This is a genomic window from Ruegeria discodermiae (assembly GCF_030758345.1).
GTDB lineage: Bacteria > Pseudomonadota > Alphaproteobacteria > Rhodobacterales > Rhodobacteraceae > Ruegeria_C.
Genome location: NZ_JAVAMO010000004.1, coordinates 300,217 through 319,003, shown reverse-complemented (window position 1 = coordinate 319,003; position 18,787 = coordinate 300,217). Strand labels below are relative to the sequence as shown.

The window sequence follows — 18,787 nt, the reverse complement described above, 5'->3', positions numbered from 1 at the left end:
CGACGTTGGTTTCAGCGTATGATCTGCGCGTTGTCGCGGGGGTTATTCCAGGCAGCCGCCCTCGGCCCAGTAGCGCAGGTTGACCTTGAAATCGCCACCATAGGGATGGGACTTTGCAACACTCGCGGAGGAGGGATTGGCCGCATAGGTCTGCGCCTGGACACATAGCGCTTCGGGTGTCCACTGGTGGCAGCCTGAGCAGGTTTGGTCTTTCCACAGCGCTTCCGGCAGGCCTTCGATCGGCGGGAAATGCGGCGAGCCGCGCACCAGTTCGGCGATGGTCTTGCCCAATATCCCATCATTGCCGAAGGTCAGCCGCCCGTTCAACGTGACCACGTCGCCCGGCTGTTCAGCGGCGGTGGGTGCGGCTACCTGCGCTTCGGCTTTGCGCGTCACGGTCTGCGCCTCAAGCTCTAGCGCCGCGACCCGTTCCGAGGCCTCATCTGCAAACACGCCGCCAGGATAGCTGTCGAGATAGGTCTGATAGGCATTCACGGTGTCATCGGATGCGGCCAGATCGAACATCAGCCGCTCGGTATCATCGACCTCGGGCGTGGCCGGGTCTTGTACGGCTGCGACCTGCGGGGCTTCCTCTACCGGTTCGGGCTCCGGATTGGTGAGTGTTTCCGAAAACGAGTTTGCCATCACATGCTGCAGCCGCGTGCGCGCCAGCTTGGCATAACGGCTGTCGGGAAAGGCGCGCAGGAACAGCATGATCTGCACCGGGTCTTCGGAGTCCTTGATCGCGCCCCAGGCAAGATCTTCGGTCTCAAAGCTGGGCACCGGTGTCTGCTGGGGTGAAAAGGAAAATTCCTGCGTCAGCGAGGACGTGTCCCAGGGGGTCTGCAGCCCGCGCGTCTGTGACAGCACATCGACGCGCACTTTCTTGAACAGCTGTTCAATGGGCATTCCGGGTTCTTCGATATGGGTGGCCAGGCTGAGCGTGAAGGGGCTGTTGCCGGTATCACCATCCAGCGCAACGCCGCCGGGATCGGTGGCATAGGCCAGGAAGGTGCCGGTGGGGGCCTTCATCTCGGCAAGGCCGTTGTCATCCATATCCGCCAGCTCTTCGAACGGGTTGTTCCGGCAGGCATCCAGAATGACGATATTGGTCTTGTTGCGGGCCGAGGCCATCTGATGCAGGACCGAGCGCGCCTCAACCGCCATCAGGTCCAGATCGGCGGGGTCGCTCAGCGACACATCCACCGGCAGCAGATAGTTCGAGCCAAAGGACTGCACCCCGTGCCCGGCATAGAAAAACAGGCCCACGGATTGATCACCGCCCTTGCGCAGATCGCGTCCGAACTGTGCGATGGCGCGCTTCATCTCGACCTGCGTGCTGTCAGTCAGCAGCCGCACTTCGAACCCCATCTTTTCCAGCTTGGTCGATATCAGACGCGAATCATTGGCCGGATTGTCCAGCGCGGTGACCGAGCCGTAGGCCGAATTGCCGATGACAAGCGCGATGCGCGGATCGGCAAGCGCGGACCCGGCCCAGCACAGGGTAACCAGCGCAGCCATGACCTTTAGCAGGCGGATGAATTTCTGTTCCATTTTCATGCCCCGAGAACCATGGATGCCTCGACTGACGGTTGCAACCGGAATGTCCCGGACCGGCCTGTCAGCTCAGGGGTATATCCTGGCGAATTGCTCAATACATCCACATTAACGCCGCCTTTTGGGCTTTATTGTGGCCTTTACCTGACTTATCCCTGATTCCATCTCAACTTTTACGGGAAAGTGACCATGCAGGCAGTATCCGCGTTCCGCACCGCTCTGACATTGGGGGGCATCCTGCTGGGCAGTGCCGCCTTCGCCCAAAGCGCCGATCCTTTCGAACATGGCTGGGAGCTGGATGCAGAAGCGTCCGAGTTGCGCTTTCTGTCGGTCAAGAAGAACTCCAAGGCCGAACATAGCGGGTTCGCCAGTTTTTCGGGTGTGATCAGTGAAAGCGGCGCGGCCGAAATCCGGGTGCAGCTTGATAGTGTCGATACCAAGATCGACCTGCGCAACGTGCGGATGCGGTTTCTGTTCTTCGAAACCTTCAATTTCCCCGAGGCGGTGATCACCGCGCAACTGCCCGCCGACCAACTGACCGATCTGCATGAGGTGCGGCACAAGATCATCGATCTGCCCTATACGATGAACCTGCACGGCGTCACCCAGGAACGCAGCGCGCAGGTGGCGATCACGCTGGTCGACAATGACCGCGTGGCGGTTGCCAACACCGCGCCGATCGCGATCCCGCTGACAGACTTCGCACTGGATGAAGGGCGCGGCAAGCTGCAGGACGCCGCAAATGTCGATATCCTGCCCTTCGGCTTCGTCAGCTTCGGTTTCGTCTTTGACCGGGCTCGCCCCGGCACGCAACCGCAGCTGCAACTGGCCGCCGCGACGCCGAGCGAGACGGCGCTGGAAACCAAGGGTGACCTGGATCGTGACGCCTGTGTCGGGCGGATGGAAATCCTGTCGCGCACCGGCAACATCTATTTCAACTCGGGCAGCGCCCGGCTGGATCGTGCCTCATTGCCGCTGCTGTCCAACCTGCATGACATCATCAGCCGCTGCCCGGACCTGCGGATCGAGGTTGGCGGCCATACCGACCGCGACGGGTCCGAGGCGGCAAACCGGGTGCTTAGCGAGCGGCGCGCGCAGGCGGTCACCAACTATCTGGTGGCCCAGGGGATCGGACAGGAACGGCTGATCACGGTCGGCTATGGCGAAAGCCGCCCGGTGGTGTCGAATGACACCGCCGAGGGCAAGCGCCGCAATCGCCGGATCGAGTTCGTGCCGATCAACTGAAGCGAGGCCGGAGCCGCCTCAGTCCGCTTGTGCGGCCTTGAGACGGTTCAACTGGTAGAGCGCAAAGAATGTCACGACCACGCCTGAAATCAGATACAGCGCCGAGGCCCAGAGGCCAAACGCCACGGTCAGGCCAAGCCCGACCAGCGGCGCAAAGGCCGCGCCGGTGATCCAGGACAGGTTGGTGGCCATTGCCGTGCCGGAATAGCGGAACTCGGGGTCGAAACGGTTGCCCACGATGGCGCTGGCCTGCCCATAGGCCAGTCCGAGCACCACGAATCCGAAGATGATAAAGATCGCCGGCGCGCTGTTCAGCGTGTCGATCAGAAAGCTCAACACCACGATCAGGCCGGTGCTGATCACCAGCACCATGCGCTTGTTCATCCGGTCGGCCAAGACGCCCGAGCCCATGACCGCCAGGATCGCCAGCGCGCAGCCCACCAGTTGGATGATCAGAATGCGCGGGATGTTCTGATCGCCATAGAGCAGCTCATAGGCCAGCGGGAACACCGTCACCATGTGGAACAGCGCGTAGCTCGCGAGCGGCACCATGGTCGACAGCAGGATCTGACGCCATTGGGTGTGCAGCAGGGGGCTGAGCGGGGCTGACCGGGTGACCTGGGGATCAACGCCCAGATCAGCATTCAGCAGCCGCAGCCGGGCAAACAGCGAGACCACATTCACCGCCATCACTGCGAAAAAGGCAAAGCGCCAGCCCCATCTGATGAATTCCTCATCAGTCAGGAAATCGGTCAGCACGAAGAACAGCGAGGCGGCCACGAAGAAGCCGATCGGGCCCCCCAGTTGTGGCACCATCGCATAGAGCCCTTTGCGATGCGGGGGTGCGACATGTTGCAGCTGCAGGGTCAGCCCGTCCCAGGCGCCGCCCAGTCCGATCCCCTGCAGAATGCGCAGAACGGCCAGCAGCACAGGCGCCAGCCAGCCGATTCTCTCATAACCCGGCAACAGCCCGATCGCGACGGTCGCGCAACCCAGGATCATCAGCGCCAGCGTGACCTTGGCGGCCCGCCCGATCTTGGCCTGAACCCAGCGCCCGGTCAGGCTGGCCACCGGGCGCGCGAGGAAGGCGAGCGAGAAAATTGCAAAGGATATCAATGTCCCAGTCGCAGGATCATATGTCGGGAAGAACACGCGGGGGAACACCAGCGCCGAGGCGATGGCATAGACGAAGAAGCCGAAGAAATCGGTCACACGCGCCATGATGACCGTGATCACCACCTCGTCGATGGTGGCGCGTTCGATATGGCTTTGGTCGGTGGCGCTCATCGGGCCGTCCTCCAGGTCTCGTCCTTATGATCTTTGTACACCGAAAGGCGTGCTGGCAAAAAGTGACTGGATAAGTCACCTTTTGTCGCATTGCGACACCGGCCCTCTCGGATCACAACATTGGGTTACACGCTATGGGGCAAATTTCCCTTTGCCAACGAGTCGTTCCGCATATGCTATGGAAAGATCATGAAACGCGCAGTTCATATCGTGGCTTTGTTTTCCTGCTTCTTGCTGGCGGGGTGCGATCTGGTTGTGCTTTCACCCGCGGGCGATGTGGCGCAACAGCAGGGTGAGTTGATCATCTACGCCACCGTTCTGATGCTGATCGTGATCCTGCCGGTCATGGCGCTGACCGTGTTCTTTGCGATCAAGTACCGCGAATCGAACAAAAAGGCGAGCTATGAGCCCGAATGGCATCACTCTTTCAGTCTGGAGATCGTGATCTGGTCGGTGCCGCTGGCGATCATCATTTGCCTCGCCGGGCTGACTTGGGTCGCGACTCACCGGCTGGACCCCTATAAACCGCTGGGCCGGATTTCCGAAGATCAACCGATCGATCCCGAGGTGAAGCCGCTGATCATTCAGGTCGCCTCGATGGATTGGAAGTGGCTGTTCATCTACCCCGAACAGGGCATCGCCAGCGTGAACGAAGTGGCGGCCATCGTGGATCGCCCGATCGAGTTCCAGATCACCTCGGCCACGGTGATGAATTCCTTCTACATCCCGGCGCTGGCAGGGCAGATTTATTCGATGGCCGGGATGCAGACCGAGATGAATGCGGTCATAAACGAACCGGGCGTCTATGATGGGTTTTCGGCTAATTACAGCGGGGCAGGGTTCTCGCAGATGCGGTTCAAGTTCCACGGGATGGACCTGACCGGGTTTGACGATTGGGTCGCTAAGGTCGGCGCCAGCGCGCAGGACCTTGATACCGACACTCTGGAGGCGCTGAACCAGCCGAGCATCTCACATCCGGTGACCTATTACGGTACCGTTTCGGAGACGGCCTGGGACCGCCTCGTCAATCACTGTGTCGATAGCGACAGCCTGTGCCGGAACGACATGATGATGGTTGACGCGCTGGGCGGCGGCGGGCTGGAGGGGCTGTGGAATCGCGAGATGTTCCGCGGCATCTGCTCGGCCGAGGATCCCGGCGCTTTCATCGCCATGCTGCGGCCCGAGATGCGCCTGCGTGCGGGTGAGATCGTGACCGTCATGTCGCTGCTTCCCGATGCAACCCCAACCACGCAACACTAGCAGGAAGAGAGACCTCAGATGGCGACATCCTCCGATCCGCATGGTCTGGCCTCTGGCAGCGTGGATATTGATCCGTTCTGGGGAAAGCTGTCCTGGGATATCTTCCCGTTCTACGATCCTATCGTGCTGGGCACCTTCATCGGCGTTGTGATCCTGGGCCTCGCCGTGGTCGGCGCGATCACCTATTACCGGCTCTGGGGCTATCTGTGGAAAGAATGGTTCACCTCGATCGACCACAAGAAGATCGGCATCATGTATATGGTGCTGGGCCTGATCATGCTGCTGCGCGGGTTTGCCGACGCGCTGCTGATGCGGGGCCATCAGGCGATGGCCGCCAGCGGCTCTGAGGGCTATCTGAACGCCCATCACTATGATCAGATCTTTACCGCCCATGGCGTGATCATGATCTTCTTTGTGGCGATGCCGTTTGTGACCGGATTCATGAATTACGTGATGCCGCTGCAGATCGGCGCGCGCGATGTGGCCTTTCCATTTCTCAACAATTTGAGCTTCTGGCTGACGGTTTCCGGCGCCATCCTTATCATGATCTCACTTTTTGTGGGTGAATTCTCAACTGCGGGCTGGTTGGCGTATGCGCCTTATTCGGGGCTGGAATACAGCCCCAGCGTGGGCATGGATTATTACCTCTGGGCGCTCAATATTGCCGGTGTGGGTACCACGCTGTCGGGCATCAACCTGGTGGTGACCATCGTCAAGATGCGCGCGCCGGGCATGACCTATATGCGGATGCCGATTTTCACCTGGACGGCGCTGTGCACCAACATCCTGATCGTTGCGACCTTTCCGGTGCTGGCGGCCACGCTCGCATTGCTGACCGCTGACCGCTATCTGGGCACGCATTTCTTCACCAACGAGCTTGGCGGCAATCCGATGATGTATGTGAACCTCATCTGGATCTGGGGCCACCCGGAAGTCTATATCCTGATCCTGCCGATCTTCGGCATCTTTTCCGAGATCGTGCCGACCTTCACCGGCAAGCGGCTGTTTGGCTATACCTCGATGGTCTACGCGACCTGCGTGATCATGATCCTAAGCTATATCGTCTGGCTGCACCATTTCTTCACCATGGGGGCGGGGGCGAATGTGAACTCGTTCTTCGGGATCACCACGATGATCATCTCGATCCCGACCGGGGCCAAGATCTTCAACTGGCTTTTTACCATGTATAAGGGCCGCATCCGGTTCGAGACGCCGATGCTCTGGGTCATGGGCTTCATGCTGACCTTTGTGATCGGCGGCATGACCGGCGTGTTGCTGGCGGTGCCGCCGGCGGATTACGTGTTGCACAATTCGCTCTTTCTGGTGGCGCATTTCCACAATGTGATCATCGGCGGCGTTGTCTTCGGCGTCTTTGCCGGGATCATCTACTGGTGGCCCAAAGCCTTCGGGTTCAAGCTGGAGCCGTTCTGGGGCAAGGTCAGTTTCTGGTGCTGGCTGATCGGCTTCTATCTGGCCTTCATGCCGCTTTATGTGCTGGGCCTGATGGGTGTCACCCGCCGCCTCAGCCAGTTCGAGGATACGTTCTATTCGGTCTACTTCATCATCGCCCTTTTCGGCGCTCTGTTCGTGGCCGCAGGCATCGCGGCGTTTCTGGTGCAGATCGTTCAGTCGATCCGCAAACGTGACGAGTTGCGCGATGTGACCGGCGACCCGTGGAATGGCCGGACGCTGGAATGGTCGACCTCTTCCCCGCCGCCTTATTACAACTTCGCCTTCACGCCTCGGGTGTATGAGATCGACGCCTTTGCCCAGATGAAACGGGAAGGCTTCGTGCGGCCCACCACCGGCTTTGTGCCGATCCATATGCCACATTCCACGGCAACCGGCGTGGTGCTGGCGGCGATCCTGACCGTGATGGGCTTTGCGCTAGTCTGGCATGTGTACTGGCTGGCCGCCGCCAGCTTTGCCGCCGCGCTGCTTTACGGGATCGGACACACGTTCAACTATAACCGCGACTATGACATCCCCGCTGATGAGGTGCGCGGCATTGAGGATCAGCGCAGCGCGCAACTGGCACAGGCGGCGGAATGATGACGGATAGCGCAGTGACCGACGCCTCGAAATTCTACGTTCTCGACGATCCGCATCACGACGGGGATCACGCGCATGAACCCCCGACCATGCTGGGGTTCTGGATCTACCTGATGAGCGATTGCCTGATCTTCGGCATCCTCTTTGCGGTCTATGCTGTCTTGGGCCAGAACTATGCCGCCGGGCCATCACCTGCCGATCTCTTTGATATCGAGATGATCCTGGTGGCCACCTTTGCGCTGCTCTTTTCCTCAGTCACCTTTGGCTTTGCAGTGATGCGAATGGATCACGGCGACCTGCGTGGTACGATCTTCTGGCTAGTGATCACGGGGCTCTTTGGCGCGGCGTTCCTCTATCTGGAATATGAGGAGTTCAGCCATCTCTGGCATATAGGCGCGACGCCGATGGCCAGCGCGTTCCTGTCATCTTTCTTTTTTCTTGTGGGTACGCATGGTCTGCACGTGACCGCCGGTACAATCTGGCTGATCGTGTTGCTGGTGCAATTGTCACAGCGCGGCTTGACGCCCGCCAACACGCGCCGGGTGATGTGCCTGAGCCTGTTCTGGCACTTCCTCGATCTGATCTGGATCGGGGTCTACTCGCTCGTCTATCTCACCGGAGTCCTGCTATGAGCACCCCTGTCAAAGGCACAGGCCACGGATCGCTGCATTCCTATTTGGTGGGGTTTGCCCTGTCGGTGATCCTGACGCTGATCCCGTTCTGGCTGGTGCTGGGCGATGTGATGGACAACACGGCTTGGGCGGTGGTGGTCATCTTCACGCTGGGCGGGTTGCAGATGCTGGTGCATATCCATTACTTCCTGCATGTCTCGCTGAAGGTGGATGAGGGCTGGCAGGTCATGTCGATGGTGCTGACCATTCTGCTTTTGGTGATCGTGCTGGCCGGGTCGATCTGGGTGATGTTCAACCTCGAAGAAAACATGATGCCCGCCCACGACCAGATCGAGCGGGCGCGCAGTTTGAAATGACCGCGAGGCCCGTCTGGCTGACGGTTCTGCTGCTTGGCTGTTGTGCGACTCTGATCGTCACCTTCATCCTGCTGGGCAACTGGCAAATGCGCCGCCTGGCGTGGAAAACGGACCTGATCGAGACGGTCGAAAGCCGCGCCTTTGGTGAGCCGGTGGATTTGCCCGAAAGGTTCGAGCCTGACGCGCATAGTTATCTGCGTGTCAGGGCTGTTGGTCAGTTCGAGATGGATAAGCCTGTGCTGATCAAGGCGGTAACCGGGCTAGGGCCGGGCTATTGGCTGATGATGCCGCTTTTGGCAGAGGGTCGCATCATCTGGGTCAATCGCGGTTTTGTCCCGGCTCAGGCGCAGGACCCTGCGGGCTGGGCCCTTCCCGACCTGCCCGTCACCGGTCTACTGCGCCCGAGCGAACCCGCAGGCACGCTGCTGGAGCGCAACGATCCCGGCGCAGGGCGCTGGGTCTCGCGCGATGTTGAGGCCTTGTCCGAAGCGGTGGGGCTAGGCGAGACAGCGCCCTATTTCATTGATGCGGATCACAACGCGGACGAGACGGCTTGGCCACGCGGTGGGTTGACCCAGCTCAGCTTCCGCAACACCCACCTGTCTTATGCGCTGACATGGTATGCGATGGCGTTGCTGTTGTTCGGGGCGGTGGCCTATCTCACGATCAGTCGGTTGCGCCGTTGAGGGCGCGCGCCCTTGTATGATCGCAACGCTGTGACCTCTGAAATTGTTGCCAACCCCCGACTTACACGTAACGATGCCCTTAAATGCCGATACCGCAGCGGCCCACAGGGCGCATGCCACGCAAAAAGGATGGATGAATGGTACGCAAGATCTTTTACGTGGTGGCGGTGTTGGGGCTGCCGTTGGTGCTTTTGCTGGGTTGGCTCTGGTCCCCGGCCTATTGGTTGCTGGTCATTCTGATCCCGTATGTCATCGTCGGGATTTACGATCTGACAACCACGCGGCACAACATCCTGAACAACTACCCGGTTCTGGGCCATTTCCGTTATGCGCTGGAATTTGTCAGCCCCGAGATCCGGCAATATTTCGTGGAAACCAATGAAAGCGGGCGGCCGTTCAACCGGATCAACCGCGCGCTGGTTTATTCGCGGGCCAAGGGACAAGCCGATACGCTGCCTTTCGGCACGCAATATGACCTGCTCAAGGTGGGCTATCACAGCACCAACCATTCGCTTGCGCCCAAAGAGGTCGATGCAGCGGAAGAGCGCGTGATGCTGGGCGGGCCGCAATGCGACAAGCCTTATCTGGCCTCGCGGCTGAACGTTTCGGCCATGAGCTTTGGCGCGCTCAGTTCCAACGCGATCCGGGCGCTGAATGGTGGCGCCAAGGATGGCGGCTTTGCCCATAACACCGGCGAGGGTGGGCTCAGTCCTTATCATCTGGTTGAGGGGGGCGACATTATCTGGCAGATCGGCACCGGCTATTTCGGCTGCCGCACCAAGGAGGGCGGGTTCGACAAGGACAAGTTCGCCGAAAAAGCCAGCAAGGATGTGGTCAAGGCCATCGAGATCAAGCTGAGCCAGGGCGCAAAACCCGCTCATGGCGGGGTGCTGCCCGCCGCCAAGGTCGATGAGGAGATCGCAGAGATTCGCGGGGTGGAACCGCATAAGGACGTGATCTCGCCCCCGGCTCATTCGGCTTTTGACGGACCCACCGGGTTGATGAATTTCGTCCAGCACCTGCGCGAGATGTCGGGTGGCAAACCGGTGGGTTTCAAGCTGTGTATCGGCAACCGGTCGGAATTCATGTCGATCTGCAAGGCAATGCTGGAGACCGGCATTCTGCCCGACTTCATCACCGTGGACGGGGCCGAGGGCGGCACCGGCGCGGCTCCGGTGGAGTTCACCAACCGGCTGGGCGTGCCGCTGAACGAGGCGCTGATTTTCGTCAACAACTGCCTGCGGGGGATCGGGTTGCGTGACAAGATCCGGGTGATTGCCTCGGGCAAGGTGTCCTCGGGCTATGACATGATCGAGAAATTCGCGCTGGGGGCTGATATGTGCAATTGCGCGCGCTCGATGATGTTTGCGCTGGGCTGCATTCAGGCGCTGCATTGCAACACCAACCGTTGCCCCAGCGGCGTGGCCACGCAGGACCCGATCCGCGCGCGTGCCGTCAACGTGCCGCAGAAACGGGTGCGCGTGCATCGTTTTCACGATGCCACGCTGGAGAGCTTTCGCGAGTTGCTGGGCGCGATGGGGCGCGAGACGGTGGCCGAGTTAACCTCTGCCGATATCCGCCGCCGCAACTCCGATGAACGCGAAGAAAGCTATGCTGAGCTTTACAATCATCTGGACGAGGGCGCGCTGCTGGGCAAGAAAGTCCCGCCGGAATTTGCCGCCGACTGGGCGCGCGCCTCGGCTGAGCGGTTTTAGCGACGCAGCGCGGCAATCAGGAACAGCGTCCCAAGCGCCCAGGGCAGGGCGGCGATCATCAGGAACTCCTCGTCCCAGAAATCCTGTAAGTCGACCCCGCAATTGGGCGAATTGCTGAAGGCGCAGCCATAAGCGGAGACCCAGCCCCAGAACAGGATTGGTGCCGCGATCAGAACCAGCGCGAGGCCGTAAAACAGCGCTTTCACGCGGCGGGGGCCATCTGCTCTGTAACGAGGTCCAGAAACCGGGTGACCTCGGCCTCTGGCTGTGACCAGTCACAGACCAGCCGGCAGCGCAGCATTGCGTCTTCGTCCGGGCCCTCCAGCTCTTCGCCTTCCATATGATAGACCGCGCCTGCGGCAATCAGGTTCCGGTGCACGCGGCGGGGGAGCCTGGCGAAGATCATGTTGGCCTGCGGTTCATACATGAACATCGCTCCTGCCGCGCGCAGACCCCCGGCCAAACGGTTGCACGTGTCATTGGCCATGCGAGCCGAGCGCAGCCAGAGGTCATCGCGCAGATAAGCGGCCATCTGGGCGGACAGGTAGCGGTGCTTGGACAACAGGTGACCCCCGCGTTTGCGCCGCAGTTCGAATTCCCGCGCCTTGGCGGGATCGAACAGGATCACCGCCTCGACCCCCATCAGCCCGTTCTTGGTACCGCCAAAGCTGACCACGTCCACCCCGGCTTTCCAGGTCATCTCGGCGGGCGAACAGCCGAGCGCCACCAGCGCATTGGCGAAGCGTGCGCCATCCAGATGGAAGGGCAGGCCATAACCTCGCGCCATGTCGCCCAGGGCGCGGATGTCCTCCAGCGTATAAAGCGTGCCACATTCGGTGACCTGCGTGATTGAGACCGGTCCGCGTTGCGGCCCGTGCACCCCACGATTGCCCTCGGCCTCGATGGCCGCGCACAGGGCCTCGGGGGTCATCTTGTCATCGCCCTGCACCAGCGTCAGCTTTGCACCGGTGTAGAATTCCGGCGCGTTGCATTCGTCGCGGTGGATATGAGAGACCGGCGTGCAGAACACCGTATCCCAGGGATCAGCCAGCGTCGCCAGCGCCAGTGCGTTGGCCGAGGTGCCGTTGATCACCAGATAGACCGCCGCCTCGGGGGCCTCGAATAGGGTGCGGATGCGGTCGCGCACCTCATCCATCAGATCATCGGCGCCATAGCCCATCTGGTAGCCCTGATTGGCCTCAGCCAGCACCTGCAGGACCTCGGGATGGACCGGGCCGGAATTGTCAGAGGCAAAGAACATCAGGTTGGCTCCTTGATAATGTGGTCTTCCCATTCTTCTTCGGGGGTTTCGAACTCGGACACCGTCCAGCCGCGTACCGAGACGCCCGCCCTGTGCACGCTTTCCGCCGTGCCCGAGATCAGCGGGTGCCAGTCGTAAAGAGGCTTGCCCTCCCAGAGCAGACGATAGGCGCAGGTCTGGGGCATCCAATAGGCGTGGCTGTCCAGATTGTCGGGGCGCAGCACGATGCATTCGGGCACGAATTGGTGGCGGATATCATAGTGCGCGCAGCGGCAGCTCTCATCATCCAGCAACCGGCAGGCCACGCGGGTCAGGGCCACCACGCCGCTGTCCTCGTCTTCCAGCTTGTTCAGGCAGCATTTACCACAGCCATCACAGAGCGCTTCCCATTCCTTTTGGGACAGTTTGGCGAGCGGTTTGCGCTCCCAGAACCGGGGCGAGAGCCCCTTGCGGTCGATCGGATCACTCATAGCGCGGACAGGATATCGCGCGCCTGGGCGCAATCGCTGCCCATCTGGGCGATCAGTGCGTCCAGACCGTCGAATTTCATCTCGGGGCGCAGATACTCGACCAGCCCGACCGACAGGATCGCGCCATAGAGATCGCCCGAGAAGTCGAACAGGAAGGTCTCGATATTGGGCTGTTCGCCGTCAAACATCGGTCGCACCCCGACCGAGGCCGCGCCGTGATAGCTGCCGGCATGCGGGCCTTCCAGCACGTCCACCAGCACCGCATAGACGCCGAATTTTGGCAGGTGCAGCCCGTCCATCGACATATTGGCGGTCGGATAGCCCAGCTCGCGCCCGCGCTGCTCGCCGCCGATCACCTCGCCTTCGATCCGGTGCCAGTGGCCCAGCATGGCGGCAGCCTCGCGCGGCTGGCCGTGACTTAGCGCGTTGCGGATTGCGGTCGAGGACACGACCTTGTCGGACCGCGCCATCAGTTGCGCGATGGTGACGCCAAAACCCATTTCGCGGCCAAACCGGACCATATCATCGGCATTGCCGCTGCGTCCCTTGCCAAAGCAGAAATCGGCCCCCACCACCACATGGCGCACGCCCAACCCGTCGGCCAGCACGTTGCGGGCGAACTCTTCGGGGGAGAGTCCGGCAAGGCTCGCGTTGAAGTTCAACTCGTAGAGACGCTCGATCCCCAGTTTCTCCAGCCGGTGCGCGCGGGAATTGGGGCGCATCAGGCGAAAGGGCGGAGCGGCGGGGGCGAAGTATTCACGCGGATGTGGCTCAAAGGTCAGCACGCCCAGCGGCGCATCGGGTGCGGCATCGCGGGTCTGTGCAATGACCGACTGGTGGCCCAGATGCACCCCGTCGAAATTGCCGATCGCAACGGACGCGCCGCGGTCTTCTGGGGTGACGAACTGATGATCCCTGATGATGTGCATAGCCCGCATCCGTACAAGCAGAGCGGGGGCGGTTCAAGCGCGCTTTGTCGAGGCAGGCGGCCCCGGTTGTGCCAGTGGGCGGAACAGGCGCGGGCGTTCCTCGGCCAGCTTTGCGATCCGGGGCATGAGTTGCCCCAGATGGTGGCGCAGGCGGGTTTGCGCGGCCTGCGGGTCCTGTGCGTGGATGGCTTCGAAAACGGCGCGATGTTCCTGCAGTGTTTCGGACATACGGCCCGGTGAGGGCAGCAGCAATATCCGCGCGCGGGTGACTTGAAGCGAGACCTTTTGCGCAACATCGGTCAGGCGTGCAAAGCCGGTGAACTGCATGATCTGTGCGTGAAAGGCTTCGTCGGCCTCGTAAAAGCCTTGAAAATCGCCATCCTCGGCCAGCAGCGCTTGCAAGCGCAGGGTGCGGTTCAACTGGGTCAACTGGGTTTCGGTCCGGTCCTGCGCGACCTTGCCCACAGCCGCGATTTCCAACGCCTCGCGCAGGAATGCGCCCTCGCGAATCTCGGGCATCGAGAAATAGGCCACGCGGGTGGCCGATTGCGGGATCACCTCGACCAGCCCGTCTTCGGACAGCCGGGTGATCGCCTCAGAGACCGGTGCACGCGAGACGCCCAAGCGCGCGCAGATCGTAGGTTTGCGCAGCACCGCGCCGGGCGGAAAGTCGAGCGACAGGATCGCCTGTTTCAAGATCTGGTAGACCTGTTGCGACAGCGGTCCGTCCTGCGCGGCAATGGCGCTGAGCTGCGTCATGTCGATATCAGGGATCAGGGTCATGGGGCCTCGACTGAATGCTAACATGTTAGTTGACAGGTGCGATCTGTCAAGCTAGCAAAAGCCACCGCCAGCAGTGAAAGGACCTGTCATGGGTGGCACCGCCCGCGATACGATACGCCTGCACGGACAGGACAACGTGGTGATCGCCTTGCGCGACCTGCCCGCCGGATCATTGGTGGACGGTACGCCGCTGGTCGCGCCGATCAGCCGGGGCCACAAGATCGCGGTGGCCGCGATCCGTGAAGGGCAGTTGGTGCGGCGCTATGGCCAGATCATTGGCGAGGCAAAGTCGGATATCGCGCCCGGCGAGCATGTGCATGTGCACAATCTGGGCATGGGCGCGCATCAGCAGGATTACGCATTTGCCAGCCAGAACGATCCGCTACCTGCAATCGATAGTCCGCGTGTCTTTCAGGGCTATCACCGGGCCGATGGCCAAGTGGGGACACGCAACTATATCGGCATCCTGACCTCGGTGAATTGCTCGGGCTCGGTGGCGCGCTTCATCGCCGAGGCGGCCGAGAAAACCGGCCTGCTGGAGGAATTTCCCAATGTGGACGGGATTGTGCCCATCGTGCATGGCACCGGCTGCGGCATGTCGGCCCGTGACGAGGGCTATGCCACCCTGTTCCGCACCCTGTCAGGCTATGCGCAGCACCCCAATTTCGCGGGTATCCTGCTGATCGGACTGGGCTGCGAGGTGATGCAACTGTCCGATCTGGTGGGCGGACGCCCGATCCGGGCTGATGGTGTGCTGCGCTATATGACGATCCAATCCGAAGGCGGGACGCGCAAAACCATCGCGCGCGGGCTGGAAGAGTTGCGCGGCATCGCCGCCCAGGCCAATCAGGCGGTCCGTGCGCCCGCCCCGGTGTCAGAGCTGACGGTCGGGCTGCAATGCGGCGGCTCGGATGGCTATTCGGGGATCACCGCAAACCCGGCGCTGGGCCATGCCTCGGACCTGCTGGTGCGCCATGGCGGCACGACGATCCTGTCGGAAACCTCAGAGATTTACGGTGCCGAACACCTGCTCACCCGGCGCGCGGAAACGCCTGACATCGGCGCAGCGCTGATCGACCGCATCCGTTGGTGGGAGGCCTATACCGAACGCAATGGCGGTGAGATGGACAATAACCCCAGCCCCGGCAACAAGCGCGGTGGGCTGACCACCATTCTGGAAAAGTCGCTGGGGGCGGTGGCCAAGGGCGGCACCGCGCCGTTGAGCGGGGTCTACAAGTTCGGTGAGATCGTGGACCGCAAGGGGTTTGTTTTCATGGACAGCCCCGGCTTTGATCCCTGTTCGGTGACCGGCCAGATCGCGTCGGGGTCGAACCTGATCGTGTTTACCACCGGGCGCGGCTCGGTGTCGGGATTTCAGCCAACGCCCTGTATCAAGCTGGCAACCAATTCGGAAATGTATGCGAGGCTGGCTGAGGATATGGACCTCAATTGCGGCGATATCGTCAGTGAAGGGGTCAGCATCGAAGACAAGGGTGCCGCGCTTTTCGAGTTGTTGATCCGGGTGGCGTCGGGTGAACCTACCAGGAGCGAGGAATTGGGGTTCGGGGGTGTCGAATTCGTGCCCTGGCAAATCGGAGCGGTTATGTAATGGGACGACTTTCTGGAAAACGCGCGCTGGTGACAGCAGCAGGTCAGGGCATTGGCCGGGTATCGGCCGAGATTTTCGCTGCCGAAGGGGCCGAGGTGCTGGCCTGCGACATCAACGACGCGACGCTGGCCGAATTGGAGCCCATAGACGGAATCACGCCGTTCCGGCTCGATGTGACCGACGCGGATGCGGTGCGGGACGCGGTGGCACGGATCGGGCCGGTCGACATTCTGTTCAACTGCGCGGGATTCGTGGCGGCGGGGACGATCCTTGACTGCGACGAGGAGGACTGGGCGTTCAGCAATGATCTGAACGTCACCGCCATGTATCGGCTCTGCCGTCTGGTGCTGCCAGGGATGCTGGAACGTGGCACAGGCAGCATCGTCAACATGTCCTCGGTTCTGTCCTCGATCACGGCAGCGCCCAACCGGTTCGCTTATGGCACAACCAAGGCGGCGGTGATCGGGTTGACCAAATCAATCGCCGCCGATTTCGTGACGCAAGGCATCCGCTGCAACGCGATCTGCCCCGGCACGGTCGACACACCCAGCCTGCATGACCGGCTGCGCGCCACGGGCGACTATGACAAGGCGATGGTCGAGTTTGTGGCCCGTCAGCCGATGGGACGCTTGGGCACTGCAGAAGAAATCGCCAAGCTTGCGCTCTATCTGGCGAGCGATGACAGCGCCTATACCACCGGTCAGGCCTTTGCCATCGATGGCGGCTGGAGCCTCTGATATTTTAGGAAGGGATCACCGATGAAACTTCTACGCTATGGCCCGGACGGGTCGGAACGGCCCGGTCTGCTGGATGGCGACGGCAATATCCGCGACCTCTCAGGGCAGATCACGGATCTGAACGGAGATGCGCTGGGCGATGCGGCGCTGGACCGGCTCAGGGCGCTGGATGCTGCCGCGCTGCCGTTGGTCGAGGGGCAGCCGCGCATCGGTGCCTGTGTGGGGCAGGTGGGCAAGTTCATTGCCATCGGCCTCAATTATGCCGACCACGCCGCCGAGGCGGGAATGGAGCTGCCAGCCGAACCCATCGTCTTTTTCAAGGCGACCTCATCGATTTGCGGCCCCAATGATCCGATAGAGATTCCGCGCGGCTCGCAAAAGACCGATTGGGAGGTCGAGCTGGGCATCGTGATCGGCAAACATGCCAAATACATCACCGAGGATGAAGCGCTGGATCATGTGGCGGGCTATTGCACCATCAATGACGTGAGCGAACGGGAATTCCAGATCGAGCGCGCCGGACAGTGGGTCAAAGGCAAATCCGCCGACACGTTCGGCCCGATCGGTCCCTGGCTGGTGACCCGTGATCAGGTGCCCGACCCGCAGGACCTTGCGATGTATCTGGAGGTGAACGGTACGCGCTATCAGGACGGCTCGACCCGGACCATGCATTTCGGCGTGCGCAAGATCGTGTCCTACCTGTCGCATTTCATGAGCCTGCATCCGGGTGACGTGATCGCCACCGGAACCCCGCCGGGCGTCGGCATGGGGCTGAAGCCGCCAGTCTATCACAAGCCCGGTGACCGGGTGGAGCTGGGCGTCGAGGGGCTTGGCATACAGGCGCATGACGTGGTGGCCGGATAGGGTCGCCTGTGCAGGCTGGCGTTTCGTTGCCACAAGGAGAATGCCGCGCTGGTTTGACCGCCGCGATGCCGCTATCGTGTGAAAAACACCAGAGCAGGCGAGGGTGGTATGATCGACAGGCGTTTCTTTTTGTCCGGGCTGGGCGCGATGGCGCTGGCCGGATGTGATACCCCGGCTTCGAGCCCAAGCAGACCGCAGCGGATGCGGGCGGTGCCCAATGCGGGCTATGACGCCTGGGTTGCGAATTTCCGGGCCCGCGCGCCATCGCGCGGCATCTCGCAACCGACGCTGGAGCGCGCCTTCCAGGGCGCGGGCTACCTGCCCGGAGTGATCGAACGCGACCGCAACCAGACCGAATTCAAACGCTCGCTTGAGGATTATCTGGCGATTGCCGCATCGGATGAGCGGGTAAGCACAGGCAAGCAGAAACTGCGCGCCCATCAGGCGGTGCTGACTCGTATCCAGCAGCAATATGGCGTTGAGCCCGAATATGTCACCGCGATCTGGGGGCTGGAAAGCCGCTATGGCGCGCGGCGTGGCGACATACCGGTGGTCTCGGCCCTGTCGACGCTGGCTTATGACGGGCGGCGGGGGCAGTTTTTCGAAAGCCAGCTGGTGGCGGCGCTCAAGATTCTCCAGAACGGTGACACCACGCCCGACAAGATGACCGGCAGTTGGGCCGGGGCAATGGGGCATACGCAGTTCATTCCGACCTCGTATCTGGCCTATGCGGTGGATTTCACCGGTGATGGGCGGCGCGACATCTGGGATGACGACCCCACCGACGCGCTGGCCTCGGCAGCGGCCTATCTGCGGCGCTCGGGCTGGACACCGGGCCAGCCCTGGGGCGTTGAGGTGCAATTGCCGCCGGGCTTCAATACCGGCCTGACCGGACGCGGCAGCAAACGCAGCCCCGGCGATTGGGCCGCGCTGGGCGTGCGCGATGTGAACGGGCGCGCTGTGCCGGATTATGGCGCGGCTTCGGTGATCCTGCCGGCGGGGACAAGCGGGCCTGCCTTCATGATCTTCAACAATTTCACGGTGATCACGCGCTACAACAACTCCACCAGCTACGTGATCGGAATCGGGCATCTGGCCGACCGTATCAAGGGCGGCCCACCGATCCGGGGCAGTTTCCCGCCCGATGCACAGGGTATGACGCTCAAAGACCGCAAAGAGTTGCAGTCCCGCCTGACCGCCGCCGGGTATGACACGCAAGGCGCCGATGGGGTGATCGGGTCGAATACCACATCGGCCATCACTGCCTATCAGCGGGCCAATGGCCTGCCTGTGACCGGCCAGCCCTCCCGCGAATTGTTGCAAACACTTCGGCGCTGATCTCTC

Annotated in this window: 18 protein-coding genes; 11 read left to right on the top strand and 7 right to left on the bottom strand. The window is 61.6% G+C overall.

The genetic code is table 11. The annotated features are described in order from the left end of the window. Positions 1-42 precede the first annotated feature (42 nt). Positions 43-1,554, bottom strand: a complete 1,512-nt coding sequence (locus tag Q5Y75_RS12705; protein ID WP_306197849.1) for a caspase family protein — start codon at positions 1,552-1,554, stop codon at positions 43-45. 192 nt (positions 1,555-1,746) lie between these two features. Here Q5Y75_RS12705 and Q5Y75_RS12700 point away from each other — a divergent pair, with 192 nt between their 5' ends. Next, entirely contained in the window at positions 1,747-2,802 is a 1,056-nt protein-coding gene (locus tag Q5Y75_RS12700) for an OmpA family protein (RefSeq protein ID WP_306197847.1), read from the top strand. Positions 2,803-2,820: 18 nt separating this feature from the next. Here Q5Y75_RS12700 and Q5Y75_RS12695 read toward each other — a convergent pair whose 3' ends face one another. After that, on the bottom strand, positions 2,821-4,089 hold the full coding sequence (locus tag Q5Y75_RS12695; RefSeq protein WP_306197845.1) for an MFS transporter: 1,269 nt from the start codon (positions 4,087-4,089) through the stop codon (positions 2,821-2,823). Between the two features lie 189 nt (positions 4,090-4,278). Between Q5Y75_RS12695 and cyoA the strand changes: the two genes are divergently transcribed. The 6 genes from cyoA to Q5Y75_RS12665 all read left to right on the top strand — a co-directional run bounded on the left by cyoA (position 4,279) and on the right by Q5Y75_RS12665 (position 10,790). After that, the gene (gene cyoA, locus Q5Y75_RS12690; protein WP_306197838.1) at positions 4,279-5,349 is read left to right on the top strand and encodes a ubiquinol oxidase subunit II; all 1,071 of its coding nucleotides are present in this window, start codon (positions 4,279-4,281) and stop codon (positions 5,347-5,349) included. Positions 5,350-5,367: 18 nt separating this feature from the next. After that, the gene (gene cyoB, locus Q5Y75_RS12685; RefSeq protein ID WP_371933262.1) at positions 5,368-7,401 is read left to right on the top strand and encodes a cytochrome o ubiquinol oxidase subunit I; all 2,034 of its coding nucleotides are present in this window, start codon (positions 5,368-5,370) and stop codon (positions 7,399-7,401) included. Then, the gene (cyoC, locus tag Q5Y75_RS12680; RefSeq protein ID WP_306197837.1) at positions 7,401-8,033 is read left to right on the top strand and encodes a cytochrome o ubiquinol oxidase subunit III; all 633 of its coding nucleotides are present in this window, start codon (positions 7,401-7,403) and stop codon (positions 8,031-8,033) included. Before cyoB ends, cyoC begins: the two co-directional genes overlap by 1 nt. Next, positions 8,030-8,389 (top strand): cytochrome o ubiquinol oxidase subunit IV, encoded by a 360-nt coding sequence (gene cyoD, locus Q5Y75_RS12675; RefSeq protein WP_306197836.1) that lies wholly within the window; start codon positions 8,030-8,032, stop codon positions 8,387-8,389. The genes cyoC and cyoD overlap by 4 nt, the downstream gene beginning before the upstream one ends. Beyond that, positions 8,386-9,075 (top strand): SURF1 family protein, encoded by a 690-nt coding sequence (locus tag Q5Y75_RS12670; protein WP_306197835.1) that lies wholly within the window; start codon positions 8,386-8,388, stop codon positions 9,073-9,075. The genes cyoD and Q5Y75_RS12670 overlap by 4 nt, the downstream gene beginning before the upstream one ends. A 137-nt stretch (positions 9,076-9,212) precedes the next feature. Further along, positions 9,213-10,790 carry an FMN-binding glutamate synthase family protein gene (locus Q5Y75_RS12665; RefSeq protein ID WP_306197834.1) on the top strand — a complete coding sequence of 526 codons (1,578 nt, stop codon included), beginning with the start codon at positions 9,213-9,215 and terminating at the stop codon, positions 10,788-10,790. Here the strand turns inward: Q5Y75_RS12665 and Q5Y75_RS12660 are convergent. The 5 genes from Q5Y75_RS12660 to Q5Y75_RS12640 are packed head-to-tail and all read right to left on the bottom strand — an operon-like array spanning position 10,787 to position 14,233. Then, positions 10,787-10,996 carry a hypothetical protein gene (locus Q5Y75_RS12660; RefSeq protein ID WP_306197833.1) on the bottom strand — a complete coding sequence of 70 codons (210 nt, stop codon included), beginning with the start codon at positions 10,994-10,996 and terminating at the stop codon, positions 10,787-10,789. The genes Q5Y75_RS12665 and Q5Y75_RS12660 overlap by 4 nt on opposite strands. Beyond that, positions 10,993-12,051 carry a threonine aldolase family protein gene (locus tag Q5Y75_RS12655; RefSeq protein WP_306197832.1) on the bottom strand — a complete coding sequence of 353 codons (1,059 nt, stop codon included), beginning with the start codon at positions 12,049-12,051 and terminating at the stop codon, positions 10,993-10,995. Before Q5Y75_RS12655 ends, Q5Y75_RS12660 begins: the two co-directional genes overlap by 4 nt. Continuing rightward, a complete protein-coding gene (locus tag Q5Y75_RS12650) occupies positions 12,051-12,521 on the bottom strand; it encodes a YcgN family cysteine cluster protein (RefSeq protein WP_306197831.1) in 471 nt (156 codons plus the stop codon). Before Q5Y75_RS12650 ends, Q5Y75_RS12655 begins: the two co-directional genes overlap by 1 nt. Beyond that, the gene (locus tag Q5Y75_RS12645; protein ID WP_306197824.1) at positions 12,518-13,450 is read right to left on the bottom strand and encodes a bifunctional riboflavin kinase/FAD synthetase; all 933 of its coding nucleotides are present in this window, start codon (positions 13,448-13,450) and stop codon (positions 12,518-12,520) included. Before Q5Y75_RS12645 ends, Q5Y75_RS12650 begins: the two co-directional genes overlap by 4 nt. A 33-nt stretch (positions 13,451-13,483) precedes the next feature. Beyond that, positions 13,484-14,233 (bottom strand): GntR family transcriptional regulator, encoded by a 750-nt coding sequence (locus tag Q5Y75_RS12640; protein ID WP_306197822.1) that lies wholly within the window; start codon positions 14,231-14,233, stop codon positions 13,484-13,486. 88 nt (positions 14,234-14,321) lie between these two features. On the opposite strand from Q5Y75_RS12640, the gene Q5Y75_RS12635 reads away from it, so the two are divergent. From Q5Y75_RS12635 to Q5Y75_RS12620, 4 genes are all read left to right on the top strand, one after another. Then, entirely contained in the window at positions 14,322-15,842 is a 1,521-nt protein-coding gene (locus Q5Y75_RS12635) for a D-arabinonate dehydratase (protein ID WP_306197820.1), read from the top strand. Beyond that, positions 15,842-16,579, top strand: a complete 738-nt coding sequence (locus tag Q5Y75_RS12630; protein WP_306197818.1) for an SDR family oxidoreductase — start codon at positions 15,842-15,844, stop codon at positions 16,577-16,579. The genes Q5Y75_RS12635 and Q5Y75_RS12630 overlap by 1 nt, the downstream gene beginning before the upstream one ends. Before the next feature lie 21 nt (positions 16,580-16,600). Further along, a complete protein-coding gene (locus Q5Y75_RS12625) occupies positions 16,601-17,443 on the top strand; it encodes an ureidoglycolate lyase (RefSeq protein ID WP_306197817.1) in 843 nt (280 codons plus the stop codon). Positions 17,444-17,551: 108 nt separating this feature from the next. Next, positions 17,552-18,781, top strand: coding sequence for a lytic murein transglycosylase (locus Q5Y75_RS12620; protein ID WP_306197816.1), 1,230 nt, complete (start codon positions 17,552-17,554; stop codon positions 18,779-18,781). Positions 18,782-18,787 lie beyond the last annotated feature (6 nt).

Coding starts and splice junctions, on each gene's coding strand:
- cyoC (WP_306197837.1), top strand. CDS start 7,401: ATGACGGATAGCGCAGTGACCGACGCCTCGAAATTCTACGTTCTCGAC.
- Q5Y75_RS12640 (WP_306197822.1), bottom strand. CDS start 14,233: ATGACCCTGATCCCTGATATCGACATGACGCAGCTCAGCGCCATTGCC.
- Q5Y75_RS12650 (WP_306197831.1), bottom strand. CDS start 12,521: ATGAGTGATCCGATCGACCGCAAGGGGCTCTCGCCCCGGTTCTGGGAG.
- Q5Y75_RS12635 (WP_306197820.1), top strand. CDS start 14,322: ATGGGTGGCACCGCCCGCGATACGATACGCCTGCACGGACAGGACAAC.
- Q5Y75_RS12700 (WP_306197847.1), top strand. CDS start 1,747: ATGCAGGCAGTATCCGCGTTCCGCACCGCTCTGACATTGGGGGGCATC.
- Q5Y75_RS12670 (WP_306197835.1), top strand. CDS start 8,386: ATGACCGCGAGGCCCGTCTGGCTGACGGTTCTGCTGCTTGGCTGTTGT.
- Q5Y75_RS12620 (WP_306197816.1), top strand. CDS start 17,552: ATGATCGACAGGCGTTTCTTTTTGTCCGGGCTGGGCGCGATGGCGCTG.
- Q5Y75_RS12645 (WP_306197824.1), bottom strand. CDS start 13,450: ATGCACATCATCAGGGATCATCAGTTCGTCACCCCAGAAGACCGCGGC.
- Q5Y75_RS12705 (WP_306197849.1), bottom strand. CDS start 1,554: ATGGAACAGAAATTCATCCGCCTGCTAAAGGTCATGGCTGCGCTGGTT.
- Q5Y75_RS12695 (WP_306197845.1), bottom strand. CDS start 4,089: ATGAGCGCCACCGACCAAAGCCATATCGAACGCGCCACCATCGACGAG.
- Q5Y75_RS12625 (WP_306197817.1), top strand. CDS start 16,601: ATGAAACTTCTACGCTATGGCCCGGACGGGTCGGAACGGCCCGGTCTG.
- cyoD (WP_306197836.1), top strand. CDS start 8,030: ATGAGCACCCCTGTCAAAGGCACAGGCCACGGATCGCTGCATTCCTAT.
- cyoA (WP_306197838.1), top strand. CDS start 4,279: ATGAAACGCGCAGTTCATATCGTGGCTTTGTTTTCCTGCTTCTTGCTG.
- Q5Y75_RS12655 (WP_306197832.1), bottom strand. CDS start 12,051: ATGTTCTTTGCCTCTGACAATTCCGGCCCGGTCCATCCCGAGGTCCTG.
- Q5Y75_RS12665 (WP_306197834.1), top strand. CDS start 9,213: ATGGTACGCAAGATCTTTTACGTGGTGGCGGTGTTGGGGCTGCCGTTG.
- cyoB (WP_371933262.1), top strand. CDS start 5,368: ATGGCGACATCCTCCGATCCGCATGGTCTGGCCTCTGGCAGCGTGGAT.
- Q5Y75_RS12630 (WP_306197818.1), top strand. CDS start 15,842: ATGGGACGACTTTCTGGAAAACGCGCGCTGGTGACAGCAGCAGGTCAG.